This is a genomic window from Bradyrhizobium sp. AZCC 1678, assembly GCF_036924765.1.
GTDB lineage: Bacteria > Pseudomonadota > Alphaproteobacteria > Rhizobiales > Xanthobacteraceae > Bradyrhizobium > Bradyrhizobium algeriense.
Window position 1 is genome coordinate 4158002 of record NZ_JAZHSE010000001.1, and the last position, 14306, is coordinate 4172307.

Genomic DNA, 14306 nt, shown 5'->3' on the forward strand with positions numbered 1-14306 from the left:
CGCTACGCTACCTGCCGATTGAGTCCGAGATAATCGAGCCCGATATCGAGCGCGGCGGAACTGTGGGTCAGCCAGCCGGCTGAAATCAGGTCGACGCCGGTCGCGGCGATCGCTTTGGCGGTCTCGGCCGTGATGCGGCCGGAAGCTTCCGTGATTGCCCGGTCGCCGGTCATCGCCACCGCCTGCCGCAGTTGCTCGACCGTCATGTTGTCGAGCAGGACGGCATCCACGCCGATCGCGAGAACCTGTTCAAGCTGGGCCAGCGTGTCGACCTCGATCTCGATCTTGACGAGATGGCCGGCATGCGCTTTTGCGCGCTCGATCGCGGTTCTGACATCGCCTGATAGCGCGATGTGGTTGTCCTTGATCAGAATGGCGTCGTCGAGGCCAAAACGGTGATTGCTGCCGCCGCCGGCACGGACCGCGTATTTTTCCAGCGTGCGCAATCCGGGCGTGGTCTTGCGGGTGCAGACGATGCGCGCCTTGGTGCCTTGTGCTGCCGACACCAGCGAGGCCGTCGCGGTGGCCACGCCGCTGAGATGGCAGAGGAAGTTCAGTGCGGTCCGTTCGCCGGTCAACAACCCGCGCGCCGGCCCTTCGATGGTCGCGATCACATCTCCCGGCGTGACGACGCTGCTATCGGGCCGCTCGGCGATGAGCCGGATGGCAGGATTGACGAGCTGAAATGCACAGCGCGCGATGTCGAGCCCGGCGACGACACCGGGTTGGCGCGCGCGCAGCACCAGCGAAGCTTGCCGGTCGGCCGGGACGATCGCATCCGCCGTGATGTCGCCGGCGCGTCCGAGGTCTTCGAGCAGGGCGGTTCGAACCAGCGGCTCGTACATGAAGGGCAGAAGCGGCGTAAGCGTCACGGCTGGGCACTCCCAACAGACAGAGATCCGGTTTCAACGACGTCGCGGGCGGTCTCGACTGCGTATGCAAGCGAGATGGATGAAGGCACGGCCGCCGGCAGGGCGTCGGGGAAGTCGCTTCGATAGTGCCCGCCGCGGCTTTCCTCGCGCCGCCAGGCGGCGACGGCGATCATCAGTCCCACCAGCGCGGGATCGGTTGCCGCGCCGTGGCCGCGGGCGAGCGGATAGAGGCCGCGGATCGCGCGTACGATGCCGTGCCGGTCGCGGAGCACGCCGAGGCCTTGCGACAGGATCGCCCGCACGGCCGAAGGGTCGGATGCGGGCGCAAGCGCATTGGCCGCGCGCGTTTTCAGCGGACCGCGGCTCGCGCCCTGGACGCTCCGCGCGACCCATTGCGCACAGACGATCGCTTCCATCAGCGAATTGCTGGCGAGCCGGTTGGCGCCATGCAGCCCGGTGCGGCTGACCTCGCCGCACGCCCAAAGCCCGTTCACGCTGCTGCGGCCTTCGATATCCACCGATATCCCGCCCATGTGGTAGTGCACCGCCGGCCGGACCGGTATCGGATCGGTTGCGGGATCGATCCCTGCCATTTTGCAGAAGGCGGAAATGACCGGATAGCGTTTTGCAAATTCCGCTCCCGGATGTTTCCGCGCATCGAGGAACACGCGATGGCCTTCGGCGCGGCGGCGCCAGACCGCACGCGCGACGATATCGCGCGGCGCAAGTTCGGCGCCGGGCTGGTCCGCCATGAAGCGTTGCCCGGTGTCGTCGATCAGGATTGCGCCATCGCCACGCACGGCTTCGGTGACCAGCGGCATCGGGCGCGACGGCCCGTCGAAGGCGGTCGGGTGAAACTGGATGAACTCGATATCGGAGAGTTTTGCGCCCGCGCGTGCCGCCAGCGCCAGCCCCTGGCCAAAGCAACCGGCGGGATTGGTGCTGTCCAAAAACAGCCCGCCAATGCCGCCTGTCGCGATCACCACGCGGCCGGTATCGATCACGAGCGGACCCTGCGCGTTCACGGCGAGAACGCCCTTGACGGCATTGTCCTCGACGATCAGGCTCCGCGCCTCGACGCCTTCCAGCAGGGTAATCGACGGGCAGCGGCGCACCGCTGCGATCAGCGCACGCATGATCTCGCGGCCGGTGCCGTCGCCGGTGGCGTGCACGATCCGGTTGCGGCCATGGGCGGCTTCGAGCCCGAGCCGCCAGCCGCCATCGGGCCTGCGATCGAAGGCGACGCCAAGCCTCGCGAGATGCTCGACCGCCGCAGGCGCCGCGTGAACGATTCGGCGAGCGACGGCTTCGTCGCACAGGCCTGCGCCTGCGGCCAGCGTATCGGCCAGATGCAGGGCAGGGTCGTCATCCCCGCCCATCGCGGCCGCAAGCCCGCCCTGCGCCCACAGGCTCGACGCCTCCGCGCCGAGCGGCGCCTTCGACAGCAGCAACACCGGTTCCGGCGCCATCTGAAGCGCCGTCATCAATCCGGCGGCGCCGCCGCCGATGATGACGGGACGGTTGTCGAGCACTGAAATCTCCGGGCTCATATCGCCAGCATCCTTTCGACAGCGCGCCGGGCTGACACAGCGATGGCGGGATCGATCGTCACCTCGTGCCGGCCGGTCTCCAGCGCATGGCGAATGTTCTTCAGCGTGATCCGCTTCATGTGCGGGCACAGATTGCAGGGCCGGATGAACTCCACGTCGGGATGGAGCACCGCGACATTGTCGCTCATCGAGCATTCCGTCAGCAGCACGACCCGGGGCGGGCGTTGTTGGCCGACGAAGTCCGACATCGCCGCCGTCGAGCCGGAGAAATCGGCTTCCGCGACCACTTCGGGGGGACACTCCGGATGCGCCAGGATGGTCACGTCAGGGTGATTTTCGCGCAGTTGCCGGACGTCGGACGCGGTGAACAGCTCGTGCACCTCGCAATGGCCCTTCCATGCGATGATCTTCACGTTCGTCTGCGCCGCGATGTTCTGCGCGAGATATTCATCCGGCAGCATGATCACGCGCTCGACGCCGAGCGACTCCACGACCTTGAGCGCATTGCCCGAGGTGCAGCAGATATCGGACTCCGCCTTCACCGCCGACGAGGTGTTGACATAGGTGACGACGGGGACGCCGGGATAGCGCTGCCGCATCAGCCGCACGTCCTGCGCGGTGATGGAGTCGGCCAGCGAACAACCCGCCGCGAGGTCGGGGATCAGCACGGTCTTTTCCGGGTTCAGCAGCTTGGCCGTCTCGGCCATGAAGTGCACGCCTGCCAGCACGATGATGTCGGCATCGACCTTGGTGGCTTCGCGCGCCAGCAACAGGCTGTCGCCGACGATGTCGGCGACGCCGTGGAAGATTTCAGGCGTCTGGTAATTATGCGCGAGGACGACCGCGTTGCGGCTTCGCTTCAGTTCGAGGATGGCGTCGACGTCCTCGGCGAAAACCGCCCATTCAGGCGGCGGGATGACCCGTTTGACCCGGTCGTAAAGCGCTGCGGAACGGGCGAGTGCAGTGGAGCTGAGGCTGGCCATTTATACTCTCCTTGAGTATATCTTGGCTTATACTTATCCTGAGCATAACCGATGTCAAGTGCGCGATAGCGGGAGCTTGGTTCCGGCGATCGCCCGTTCCGCCAGCACGCCGTGGCGGAACCGGAACAGCTTGGCCGGGCGGCCGACGGTATCGGCGGCGATTGCACCAGTTTCCTCAACGAGTTGCTGCTGCTCGATCAGGCGGCGAAAATTCTGCTTGTGCACCAGCCGGCCTGCAAGCGCCTCAACGCTGCGTTGCAGCTGCAGCAGGGTGAATTCCGCCGGCATCAGCTCGAACACCACGGGACGGTATTTGATCTTGGCGCGCAACCGCGCGATCCCGGTGGCGAGAATGCGGCGGTGATCTCCGGTCATTGGTTTGCCCGGAATGACGGTCGTCGCCGGTGCCCCGTCACGCACGGCTTCCGGGACTAGGCCAGCTTCATAGAGCAGCTCGTAGCGCTGCAGCACCAGCTCCTCGTTCCATTCGCGATCGTCGAGGCCAAACGTGATGGCGACGCGCTGCCAGCGTTCGCGCTGCAGGCTCGTCGTCGCCGCGGACTTTGCCCATGCCCGCAGCCGCGACGCCAATGTCTTCGCCAGCGAAGCAGGGAGACCGGCCCGCTGATCCTCCCATGGGAAATATTCGTACCAGCCGGACCAATGCGCCTCGAAACCCGCGCCGACCTTGTCTTCGCGGGTCAGGCCCAGATAGCTGATCGAGATCGAATGCGGCGACTTGGCATCGCCGGCCCGCCCGCGATCGGCGAACGTATAGAGCTGCTCGACATAGCCGAGCGGATGGCCGGTCTGCGCCTCGACCCATGCCCGCAATCCCGTCTGCAGCGAACGGTGCGCAAATTCGAACGGGCCGCTCGGCAGCGCGCCGTCGTTGGCGATGGTCATGATCTTGGGCTCGCCGTCGGTGACGGCGACGAGGACGGCGACGAGGTCCGCCGTGGTCGCATTGGCAGCGCCCGTCTTGCTGGTTCTCCGCGGTGCCCCTGCCACGTTGGTCGTCCGCCTCCGTTATTGTCTAATGCGCGTTTAGCAATATCCGTACACGCCGCAAGCGTACGGCAGGCGGTTCCAATAGGGGCCATAGGACGGGCCGCCGTAATAGGGGCCGTCATAGCTGTAGGAATGGCTGGTACCGTAATAGCCGGGCAGCGTGGAAGAGCCCGGCAGCAGCGGCGTGCCGTAGACGCGCGGCGCATAAGGCACCACGCCCACCGGCGTGAACAGCACGTCGGGATCCTCTTCCTCGACCACCAGCGTGCGGCCGCGGCGCACATAAAGGGGGGCAGCGGCGGGTGCAACGGTGGTCCGGTAGTTGTAATGGGCGCGGGGCAGGCCGGGCGGCAATTTGCTGGCAGCGCGAACCGCGGCGTTTTTGGGGGCGGCGCTCTTGGTGGCGGGAGCGCCGTTGGCGCTCCTGGGGGCGGGGCTGTCCGCGCTCTTGGGAGCGGGGGTTTCGTCGGCGGCGGCGGTTCCGATCGCGAAGATCGCGATCAGGAATGGCGTCATCCAGCGCAGCATCGTTGGCTCCGAATCATCGAGGGCGGCTCAGCGCCACTTTATGCCGGAATGAGCGTTAACGAGAGACTTGTGATTGGGGGATGAGAGTTGTTTGGGGGCAGGCCGCGGCCGGTCGCTGGCATTGCAGACAGGAGTTCCGTCATTGCGAGCGAAGCGAAGCAATCCATCCTTCTGCACGAAGAAAGAATGGATTGCTTCGTCGCTTCGCTCCCTTGCGCAAACGCTTCGCGTTTGTCGCGGCAATGACGGCCGAGGGGCCGTTACGCGCTCAGCGCTTGCTCCAGATCCGCGATCAGGTCTTCCTTGTCCTCAATGCCGATCGACAGGCGTACGACATCGGGTGCGGCGCCGGATCTCACCTTGGCGGCGTCGTCGAGCTGGCTGTGCGTGGTCGACGCCGGGTGAATCACCAGCGAGCGGGTGTCGCCGACATTGGCCAGATGCGAGAACAGTTTCAGGTTCGACACCAGGTTGACGCCGGCGTCGTAACCGCCCCGCAGGCTGAAGGTGAACACCGCACCGGCGCCCTTCGGCGCATATTTGCGCGCGAGCCTGTTGTACTTGTCGCTGGCGAGGCCGGCATAGTTCACCGACGCCACGGCGGAGTGGCCGGCAAGGAATTCCGCGACCGCCTTGGCGTTTTCGCAATGCCTTTGCATGCGCAGCGGCAGTGTCTCGATGCCGGTCAGGATCATGAAGGCGTTGAACGGCGAGATTGCCGGGCCGAGGTCGCGCAGGCCCAGCACGCGGCAGGCAATCGCGAAGGCGAAATTGCCAAACGTCTCCTGGATCCTGATGCCGTGATATTCCGGCCGCGGCTCGTTGAGCATCGGATATTTGTTGTCCTTCGACCAGTCGAAGGTACCGCCGTCGACGATGATGCCGCCGAGCGAATTGCCGTGGCCGCCGAGAAATTTCGTCAGCGAGTGCACGACGATATCGGCCCCATGATCGATCGGGCGGATCAAGTAGGGCGTCGCCAGCGTGTTGTCGACGATCAACGGCACACCGGCCTTGCGGGCCACTTCCGCGATCGCCTCGATGTCGGTGATGCTGCCGGCGGGATTGGCGATCGATTCGATGAAGATCGCCTTGGTGCGCGGCGTCACCGCGCGCTCGAAGCTGCCGATATCATCAGGATCGGCCCACGCCACGTTCCAGCCAAAACTCTTGAACGCATGCGTGAACTGGTTGATCGAGCCGCCATAGAGTTTTCGCGCGGCGATGAACTCATCGCCGGGCATCAACAGTTGCTGCAGCACGACGACCTGCGCCGCGTGTCCCGAGGCGACCGCAAGCGCCGCGGTGCCGCCTTCCAGCGCCGCAATGCGCTCTTCCAGCACGGCGGTGGTCGGGTTGCCGATGCGGGTATAGATGTTGCCGAACGCCTGCAGCCCGAACAGCGAGGCGGCATGGTCGGCATCGTTGAACACGAAGGACGTGGTTTGATAGATCGGCGTCACCCGTGCGCCGGTGGTGGGATCGGGCTGCGCGCCGGCATGCACGGCAAGGGTCGAAAATCCCGGGAGACGGTCGGTCATCTGTGCGTCCTGTTCTTGGGCTTGTTCTTGAGCTTGTTCTTGGGCTTGCATTGAAAATGCGGGCGATGCTGATCGGAGCCGCGTCCGGCGTCAAGGCGAGGGGATCACATATCGTGAATTAGAAATGCGTCTGCTTCTTCTTGCCGCGTGTTCGAAACGATCGTTTCGTATTGCGTCACGTCGGCTCGCTTTTGTTCTTTGCGGCGCGATCCGATGCTGCGGTCGCGCCGCCGCCGACGCTCATCCGGTTGAGCGACAGCCGCATCCCCTGGGTCGGGATCGGCGCGCGCTTCGAGCTCAGCGTGCGCGAATTGACGCCCATCCATGAAATTTCCGACGACAGCCGTCCATACTCGATCTTGGGACAACGATTCATCACCACCTTGAGGCCGGCGGCTTCGGCCTTCTCGGCAGCCGCGTCGTCGCGCGCGCCGAGCTGCATCCAGATCACTTTCGGCGGCGGCGACAATGTCAGGGCTTCGTCGACGACGGGCATGATGTGGCTGGAATTGCGGAAGATGTCGATCATGTCGATTGGACGGCCGATATCCGACAGCGAGGCGACGAAGGGTTTGTCGAGCAGGCTCTTGCCGACGTGACCCGGATTGACCGGGATCATGTCGTAGCCGCGTTGCGCCAGATACTTGAACGCAAAATAGCTCGGCCGCACATTGACCGGCGACGCGCCGACCATCGCGATCGACTTCACGGAGTTGAGAATGCCGCGGATGTAGTTGTCGTCGTAGGCGTCGTGGTTCATTTTAATCCTGCACAGTCATTCCGGGATGGTGCGTTAGCACCAGACCCGGAATCTCGAGATTCTCCAATGCGCAATCGCGCATCGTAGTTCTCGCTTCGCGAGCCCCGGAATGACGACGCTCTGCGTCGTCACTTATCCTGCCATTTCGGTTCGCGCTTCTCGATGAAGGCGCCGATGCCTTCCTCGGCGTCGCGCGACATCATGTTTTCGGTCATCACCTCGGCCGTATAGCGATAGGCGTCGGCAAGGCTCATTTCGGCCTGGCGATAGAACGCCTCCTTGCCGAGCTTGACGGTATAGGCGGATTTGAGCGCGACCTTCTGTGCCAGCGCGATCGCCGCATCGCGTTCGGTGCCGGCGGCCACGACGCGGTTGACGAGGCCGATGTTCTTCGCCGTTGCCGCCGAAATCGGCTCGCCCGTGAGCAGCATCTCCATCGCCTGCTTGCGCGGGATGTTGCGCGACAGCGCCACCATGGGCGTCGAGCAGAACAGGCCGATATCGACGCCGGGGGTGGCGAAGCCCGCGGCCTCGGAGGCGACCGCGAGATCGCAGCTTGCCACGAGCTGGCAGCCGGCGGCGGTCGCGATGCCCTGCACGGCAGCGACCACGGGCTTCGGCAGATGCACGACCGCCTGCATCATCGCGCTGCAGGCGTTCATGATCTGCCCGAAATAGGCGCGTCCGCGATCGGCATCGCTGCGGCGCGCGGTCAGCTCCTTCATGTCGTGGCCCGCGGAGAACGCCGGACCGTTGGCCGCGATGACGACGGCGCGGACGCTGTTGTCGTCGTGGATTTGCTTCAGCGCGCCGTGCAGCTCGGCGATCAGGCCCTCCGACAGGCTGTTGCGCGCTGCTGGTCGGTTGAGGGTGAGCAGGCGGATGCTGCCGACATTTTCCTGCAGCAGGATCGGAGGTTGTGGCGTGGGCGCGCGAGCAGTCTGGGCGGGCATTTCCGAGGTTTCCACTCCGAGATTTTTATTTGGGCTTTGATGACAACCTAATGTAACAGGCACCCGGATGCGAGGGCAGGGGCGGCATGGCGGCAGCGAAAATGAGCGTGGCTGAGCTGGAGAAGTTCCTCCGCGAGGAATTTCCGCAGGCCTTCAGCGACGGCGATATCACCATCGAGAGCGCCGACGGCGAAACCTGCCTGCTGCGGCGGCGCTATGACGAGCGCATGCTGCGTCCGGGCGGCACGGTGTCGGGGCCGACGCTGATGGCGATGGCTGATTTCGCGATGTATGTGGTGCTGCTCTCGGCGATCGGCCCGGTGGGACTGGCGGTAACGACCAACCTCAACATCAATTTCCTGCGTAAGGGCCTGCCAGGCCAGGACGTGCTGGCCGCGGCGAAGCTGTTGAAGCTCGGCAAGCGCCTGGCGGTCGGCGAGGTCAACCTGCTGTCGGGATCGTCGCCCGATCCGATCGCCCATGTGACGGCGACCTACTCCATTCCAAATACGTAGGGTTTTTAGCGGTACTATTGCACCATATTTATAAGTGACTGTTCTTGCAGAGATAATTTATGCGCGTCGGCGTTGACGGACAACGCGCCGTTCTCTAGAAACCGCCCAGTTCGGCGCATCTGGCGCCGATTTCCATTTTCACGGATTTCCTCACATGAAAACCTATTCGGCAAAGCCCGCCGAGGTGACGAAGAAGTGGGTGTTGATCGACGCCAAAGGTCTGGTGGTCGGCCGTCTTGCCACGCTGGTCGCCATGCGCCTGCGCGGCAAGCACCTCCCGACCTACACGCCTCACGTCGATTGCGGCGACAACGTCGTCATCATCAATGCGGCGCACGTCGTGCTGACCGGTCGCAAGCGCGACAACAAGGTCTACTACAAGCACACTGGCTTCATCGGCGGCATCAAGGAACGCACCGCGAAGTCGATCCTCGAGGGTCGTTTCCCCGAGCGCGTGGTCGAGAAGGCCATCGAGCGCATGATCCCGCGCGGTCCGCTCGGCCGTGTACAGATGGGCAATCTGCGCGTTTATCCCGGCGCCGAACATCCGCATGAAGCCCAGCAGCCCGAGAAGGTTGATATCGCTTCGATGAACCGCAAGAACATGAGGGCCGCATAAGATGTCGGATACCATGCAGTCTCTCGACCAGTTGGCGTCGCTGAAGACGGCCGCTCCAGAAGCGCCGAAATACGTCAAGAAGGTCGACAAATACGGCCGCGCCTATGCCACCGGCAAGCGCAAGGACGCGGTTGCCCGCGTCTGGATCAAGCCGGGCGCCGGCAAGATCGTGGTCAACACCCGCGAAGTCGAAGTCTATTTCGCCCGCCCGGTTCTGCGCATGTTGATCCAGCAGCCGCTGGTCGCCGCCGCGCGCGCCGGCCAGTACGACGTCATCTGCACGGTCGCCGGCGGCGGTCTGTCGGGCCAGGCGGGTGCCGTGCGTCACGGCATCTCGAAGGCGCTGACGAACTTCGAACCGGATCTGCGCGGCGTCCTGAAGAAGGGCGGCTTCCTGACCCGCGACTCCCGCACCGTGGAGCGCAAGAAGTACGGCCGGGCGAAAGCGCGCAAGTCGTTCCAGTTCTCGAAGCGCTAATTGCTTCGCTAAAATTTGCAGCGCTTGCTGCATTCGCGAAAGAAAAAGGGCGCCCGATCGGGCGCCCTTTTTGCTTACTATTTAGTGATGGGTTACCACGGATTTTCGTGAAAACTTGCTTACCCGCACAAACGAAAATGGAACACGGCGCTCCTAGTGTCCCCAATGCGATGGCGCGAAATTGCATTTCAGTGTGCGCCGAACAAGTTGCATCACACGCGTTCGGGTGAGCCCATGTCGTTCGATACTTCCACGCTATATCTGTTTGCCACGATGGTTGCAGGCATGCTCGGGGCCATGCTGCTGCTGTTCGGCAAGCAGGAAAACATTCCAGCCTTGAAGTGGTGGGGGACGGCCTATCTGCTTGGCGCATCGTCGGTGGCGATCTGGACCATCGGCGGCGCCAGACTCGGCGAGCCGCTGTTGCTGGCGCTGCATGCGCTCGGCTTCGTGGCCTGCGGCATGGTCTGGAATGCCTCGCGCGTCTTCCACGGCCGCAAGCCCAATCTGCCAGGGCTGTTGTTCGGCGCGATCGTCTGGATCAGCATGGTGCTGGCTGTGCCATCATTGAATCCCGCCATGCGGCTGATCGTCGGGGCGGCGATCGTCGCGATCTATGCGGGACTGACGGCTTCCGAATTGTGGAGCGAACGCCGGCGGACGATGCACAATCGCTGGCCGACGATTGCCGTGCCCGTGATGCATGGTTGCGTGCTGGCGCTGCCGATCCTGCTCGGCAGCCTGCTGCGCCCGCATGACGAAACCTTCACCAGCAGCATCTGGGTGACGGCGTTTTCGATCGAACTGGTGCTGTATGCGATCGGCACCGTGTTCGTCATCTTCATGCTGGTGTCGGACCGCGCCGTGACGGTGCACAAGACCGCGGCTTCGGTCGATCCCTTGAGCGGAATGCTGAACCGCCGCGGTTTCACGGAAGCCAGCAACCGGGTGATCGAACGCGAGGCTGCCGCGGGGCGGCCGGTGACGGTGATGATTTTCGACATCGACCATTTCAAGAGTATCAATGACCGCTTCGGCCATCCGGCAGGCGACGAGATCCTCAAACTGTTCTCCACCGTCGTGGTCAGCAGTTTGCGCATCAGCGACCTGTCGGGGCGGATCGGCGGCGAGGAATTCGCGGCGTTGTTGGCGTGTTCGCTGGACGAGGGCGTGATCGTGGCCGAGCGTGTGCGCGAGGCGTTCGAGGCGTCCAACATCGCCTGCGAGGAAGGTCCGGTCGACACCACCGTCAGCATCGGCGTCGCGGGCGGTCCGGCGGGCACGGAGCTCGACGTGTTGCTGGCGGCGGCCGATACCGCGCTCTATCAGGCCAAGCGCGGCGGCCGTAACCGGGTCGAGGCCGCGGAAGAGCTGCCGCTCTCGCTGGAGAACTGGCGGCGCAAGACCGCCGGCCGCGCAGCTTCGCAACGCCAGGTGCCGGCGGCGACCTGAACGCTTCGACCGAACAAGGCGATATCTGCGGAGTTCGATCTGTCATTTTCGGCGGGGATCGCGGCGGAAACGATGCGCGGTAACCTCGCGTTTACCATTCCATCCATATCCTCTGCGTCATGGATTCACCTCGCAGACGAAACCCACAGGCCGCCCTGATGTCGCTCGAAGCGGCCGCAGCCTCGGCCCGCGGCGGTTTTGGCTGCATGTTCTCGACCTCGGAAGAATTCGAGATGGCGCTCATCACGGAGCGTCGTGCGCAGGGGCGTTATGATCAGCGCAGAATGCGCTGGCCTGCCATCATGTTCATCGGCTGTGCGCTGATGATCGCCGGCACGGTGCTGCTGTTCAACTAGGCGCTGATCCCTCATTTCGCCAACGGGTCGGGGCGCACCTGAATATGCACCGCCCGCGGCTTTGAGCCCTTGCCGCCCTCCATCAGCCAGGGTGTGCGATCGCCGCTCGAACTCCACAGCCCGCGGCCTTTCCAGCCCGCGACCGGATCGTCAATGCGCCCGTCGAGGCCTTTGGCAAAAAAGCCGAGCGGATAAGGGATGCGCAGCATCACCATCTGCCCGTCCTTGAGAGCAACGAAACCGTCGTTGAGGTTGGCGGTGGAGATCGGAATGTTCTCGCCGAGGCCGACCGTGTTGTGGTGATCGACCCAGGTGTAGTAGCTCGCCTCGGCGCTCGAGCTCTCGAACCCTTCAAAGCCGGGGCCCGGATATTTGAAATAAGAGAAGCCCTCCGGGCAGTGGTTGCCGGTCGCGCTCGGACCATTGAGCGGGTTCTTGCATTTGCTGCGATCGAAGCGGATCAAGCTGCCGTTCGAGCCCGAGCCCCAGAGCACGCCGTTCTTGTCGATGTCGCCGCCGCGAACGCCGATGCCTTCCTTCGGAATGGCATAAAACTCCGACAGTTTGGTCTTGGGATCGAAGCGCATGAAGCCGGGCTGGCCGACGAACACGTTGACGGTGTACCAGACCGAGCCGTCGGTCGGATGCGGCATCACGGCGTAGGGGCCTGAGCCGGCGACCCGCATGTCCTTGTCCGCCTCTGCCGGCTTGCCCGGCTCGGTGTATTCGTCGACCTTGCCGTTGCCGTTGGTGTCGAGAACGAACGGCGCCCACCCCTGCGCTTTGACGACATCGCCGGTCTCGTCCCATAACTTGGTATTGACCCAGCCGGCGACGGGGCCGGTCCCCGAAACCCAAAGCGTATCGTCGGCATCGTAGCCGAACTGCGGGTGATGGGTGCCGAAGCAGGTATCGATGAAGCTGTACTTCTGGGTCTTGGGATCGAACACCGTCACTTGCCGGCCTGAGCGTTCGAGCGGGAAGGCCTTGGCCGACGGGTGATCGGACCCTTTCCGGCAGTAAGCTGGATTTTCGATGCCGCGCACCGCCGCCGCCAACCACACGCGGCCCTTCTTGTCGAACATGCTGTTGTGATTGTTGGTCCGCTGGCTCCAGATCTTCTCGTCACCCCAATAGGCCGAGGGGCTGACCGGATTGAGGAGAGCCGTGCCATGGAGCGGAGGGCCGAAAGATTCCGGTGCATTGGGATCAGCGACCGGCATCCTGGAGAACGTCACCTTGTGCGTCTTCGGATCGAGGATCGGCATATCGTCGGATGAGTATTCGTTCGCGCCGTACAGTGGGCCGTAGGCGTTGACCGTTGGATAACGCCGATCCGAGGAAATCAGATCGTGGACGAAGTGCTTCTCTGTCGCCCATTCCCACGACGAGACGACGACGTTGCGTTCGATGCCGGTCGGCCGCGGCGGTTTGGATTTCGGCAGCTCGCCCTTGGCGACCCGATCGGTCCAGTCGCCGAAATACTTGAACGGTACGCCGCCGAGCTGGCCCGCGAGCCGATTCACCATCCATTCCCCGGTCTGGCCTGAGGAGACGCGGCGTATCCAGGCTTCCTCGCCCGATTTGAATTCGCCGAAAGCGCCCGGGATCGTGCGCGTGGATTCCTGGCCAAGCTGATGGCAGCCGATACAGTCGACATTGTTCATCCGCTGGCGCCAGATATCCTGCGTGATCTCCTTCGGGATGTCGGTAGTACCGCCGAAATCCTTCGCCGGCGGGATCTTCATCAGCGTGTACCAGTAGATCGCCGAATAATAATGGGCGGCTGCGGCCTCGTTCGGCGCCGGCACCGCCGTGAGGTTGACCTGCTGGCCGGGCTTGGCGCGTAACCTGGGCGAATCTACCAGCCCGTAGCCGCGCACCCAGATGGCGTAGTTCACACTCAGTGGCAGGTCCGGGATCACGTAACGGCCCTGATCGTCGGTGACGACGATCTTGGCGAATTTCGTCGGCAACTCATTCGTTTCCGCGATGACCCAGACGCCGGCCTCCGGGCCGTTGGGTCCGGCTACCACGCCGCCGATGTCGTCATTGTCGATCGCAACCGCCGCCGGTTGCTGCGCATGCGACGGCGCCGCCAAGGTGAGCGCGCCCGCCGCCGCAGCCAGGGTGAAGGAGAACAGGATCCGATTGAGATTCATCGCTTCTCTCCCCGTGGCCGTGAGCTTGCCGCTCGTTGTTTGGCGCAAGCCTACATCAAATTAGGGTTGAGGCGCGAGCATGTCACGCGCGCGATTTCCTCATGCTTGATGCCGCGAACGGCCAGCGTGCGTCGCAGCAACGCACAAGCGTCGCATATGTCTTTTGCTTTTGGGGCGACTGGGCTAGACACGCCAATTCTCATGAGAAGGCGTAACTCCGATGATCACCGAAATCGCACAAATCGACGTCAAGCCCGGCACCGAGAAGGATTTCGAGGCTGCCGTTGCCAAGGCGCGTCCGCTGTTTCTGCGCGCCAAGGGCGGCAAGGGCTTTGAGCTGCACAAATCGATCGAGAAGCCGCAGCGTTACCGGTTGATGGCGCAGTGGGAGACGCTGGAAAACCACACCGTGGATTTTCGCGGCTCGGAAGATTTCACCGCCTGGCGCGCGCTGGTCGGGCCGTATTTTGCTTCGCCGCCCGAGGTCGAGCACACCGAGACGGTGCTGACCACGGCCGACTAAGGG

15 protein-coding genes are annotated in these 14306 nt (G+C 63.8%); 6 read left to right on the forward strand and 9 right to left on the reverse strand.

Annotation, left to right across the window (positions count from 1 at the left end):
* Nucleotides 1-2: 2 nt before the first annotated feature.
* The 8 genes from nadC to V1294_RS19600 all read right to left on the reverse strand — a co-directional run bounded on the left by nadC (nucleotide 3) and on the right by V1294_RS19600 (nucleotide 8198).
* Nucleotides 3-872: a carboxylating nicotinate-nucleotide diphosphorylase gene (gene nadC / locus V1294_RS19565; protein WP_334499430.1), complete on the reverse strand. Its 870-nt coding sequence runs from the start codon at nucleotides 870-872 to the stop codon at nucleotides 3-5.
* Nucleotides 869-2422: an L-aspartate oxidase gene (locus V1294_RS19570; RefSeq protein ID WP_334499431.1), complete on the reverse strand. Its 1554-nt coding sequence runs from the start codon at nucleotides 2420-2422 to the stop codon at nucleotides 869-871. Before V1294_RS19570 ends, nadC begins: the two co-directional genes overlap by 4 nt.
* Nucleotides 2419-3405 carry a quinolinate synthase NadA gene (gene nadA / locus V1294_RS19575; protein ID WP_334499432.1) on the reverse strand — a complete coding sequence of 329 codons (987 nt, stop codon included), beginning with the start codon at nucleotides 3403-3405 and terminating at the stop codon, nucleotides 2419-2421. The genes V1294_RS19570 and nadA overlap by 4 nt, the downstream gene beginning before the upstream one ends.
* Before the next feature lie 54 nt (nucleotides 3406-3459).
* Nucleotides 3460-4416: an NUDIX hydrolase gene (locus V1294_RS19580; protein ID WP_334499434.1), complete on the reverse strand. Its 957-nt coding sequence runs from the start codon at nucleotides 4414-4416 to the stop codon at nucleotides 3460-3462.
* Nucleotides 4417-4452: 36 nt separating this feature from the next.
* Complete coding sequence (locus tag V1294_RS19585; RefSeq protein WP_334499436.1) at nucleotides 4453-4944, reverse strand: hypothetical protein; 492 nt, start codon at nucleotides 4942-4944, stop codon at nucleotides 4453-4455.
* A gap of 260 nt (nucleotides 4945-5204) precedes the next feature.
* Nucleotides 5205-6485, reverse strand: a complete 1281-nt coding sequence (locus tag V1294_RS19590) for an O-acetylhomoserine aminocarboxypropyltransferase (RefSeq protein WP_334499438.1) — start codon at nucleotides 6483-6485, stop codon at nucleotides 5205-5207.
* Nucleotides 6486-6660: 175 nt separating this feature from the next.
* Complete coding sequence (locus V1294_RS19595) at nucleotides 6661-7245, reverse strand: CoA-binding protein (RefSeq protein ID WP_334499440.1); 585 nt, start codon at nucleotides 7243-7245, stop codon at nucleotides 6661-6663.
* 128 nt (nucleotides 7246-7373) lie between these two features.
* Nucleotides 7374-8198 (reverse strand): enoyl-CoA hydratase, encoded by an 825-nt coding sequence (locus V1294_RS19600; RefSeq protein ID WP_334499442.1) that lies wholly within the window; start codon nucleotides 8196-8198, stop codon nucleotides 7374-7376.
* 86 nt (nucleotides 8199-8284) lie between these two features.
* Here V1294_RS19600 and V1294_RS19605 point away from each other — a divergent pair, with 86 nt between their 5' ends.
* The 5 genes from V1294_RS19605 (at nucleotide 8285) to V1294_RS19625 (ending at nucleotide 11618) form a co-directional block, all read left to right on the forward strand.
* Nucleotides 8285-8713 (forward strand): PaaI family thioesterase, encoded by a 429-nt coding sequence (locus V1294_RS19605; protein ID WP_108513525.1) that lies wholly within the window; start codon nucleotides 8285-8287, stop codon nucleotides 8711-8713.
* A gap of 154 nt (nucleotides 8714-8867) precedes the next feature.
* On the forward strand, nucleotides 8868-9332 hold the full coding sequence (rplM, locus tag V1294_RS19610) for a 50S ribosomal protein L13 (RefSeq protein WP_057858836.1): 465 nt from the start codon (nucleotides 8868-8870) through the stop codon (nucleotides 9330-9332).
* Nucleotide 9333: 1 nt separating this feature from the next.
* Nucleotides 9334-9810 carry a 30S ribosomal protein S9 gene (gene rpsI, locus V1294_RS19615; RefSeq protein ID WP_108513524.1) on the forward strand — a complete coding sequence of 159 codons (477 nt, stop codon included), beginning with the start codon at nucleotides 9334-9336 and terminating at the stop codon, nucleotides 9808-9810.
* Between the two features lie 234 nt (nucleotides 9811-10044).
* Entirely contained in the window at nucleotides 10045-11262 is a 1218-nt protein-coding gene (locus V1294_RS19620) for a GGDEF domain-containing protein (protein ID WP_334499444.1), read from the forward strand.
* A gap of 119 nt (nucleotides 11263-11381) precedes the next feature.
* Nucleotides 11382-11618: a hypothetical protein gene (locus V1294_RS19625; RefSeq protein WP_334481216.1), complete on the forward strand. Its 237-nt coding sequence runs from the start codon at nucleotides 11382-11384 to the stop codon at nucleotides 11616-11618.
* A gap of 11 nt (nucleotides 11619-11629) precedes the next feature.
* Here V1294_RS19625 and V1294_RS19630 read toward each other — a convergent pair whose 3' ends face one another.
* Nucleotides 11630-13780 (reverse strand): carboxypeptidase regulatory-like domain-containing protein, encoded by a 2151-nt coding sequence (locus V1294_RS19630; RefSeq protein ID WP_334499446.1) that lies wholly within the window; start codon nucleotides 13778-13780, stop codon nucleotides 11630-11632.
* 220 nt (nucleotides 13781-14000) lie between these two features.
* Between V1294_RS19630 and V1294_RS19635 the strand changes: the two genes are divergently transcribed.
* Complete coding sequence (locus tag V1294_RS19635) at nucleotides 14001-14303, forward strand: antibiotic biosynthesis monooxygenase family protein (protein ID WP_108513521.1); 303 nt, start codon at nucleotides 14001-14003, stop codon at nucleotides 14301-14303.
* The last annotated feature ends 3 nt before the right edge of the window (nucleotides 14304-14306 follow it).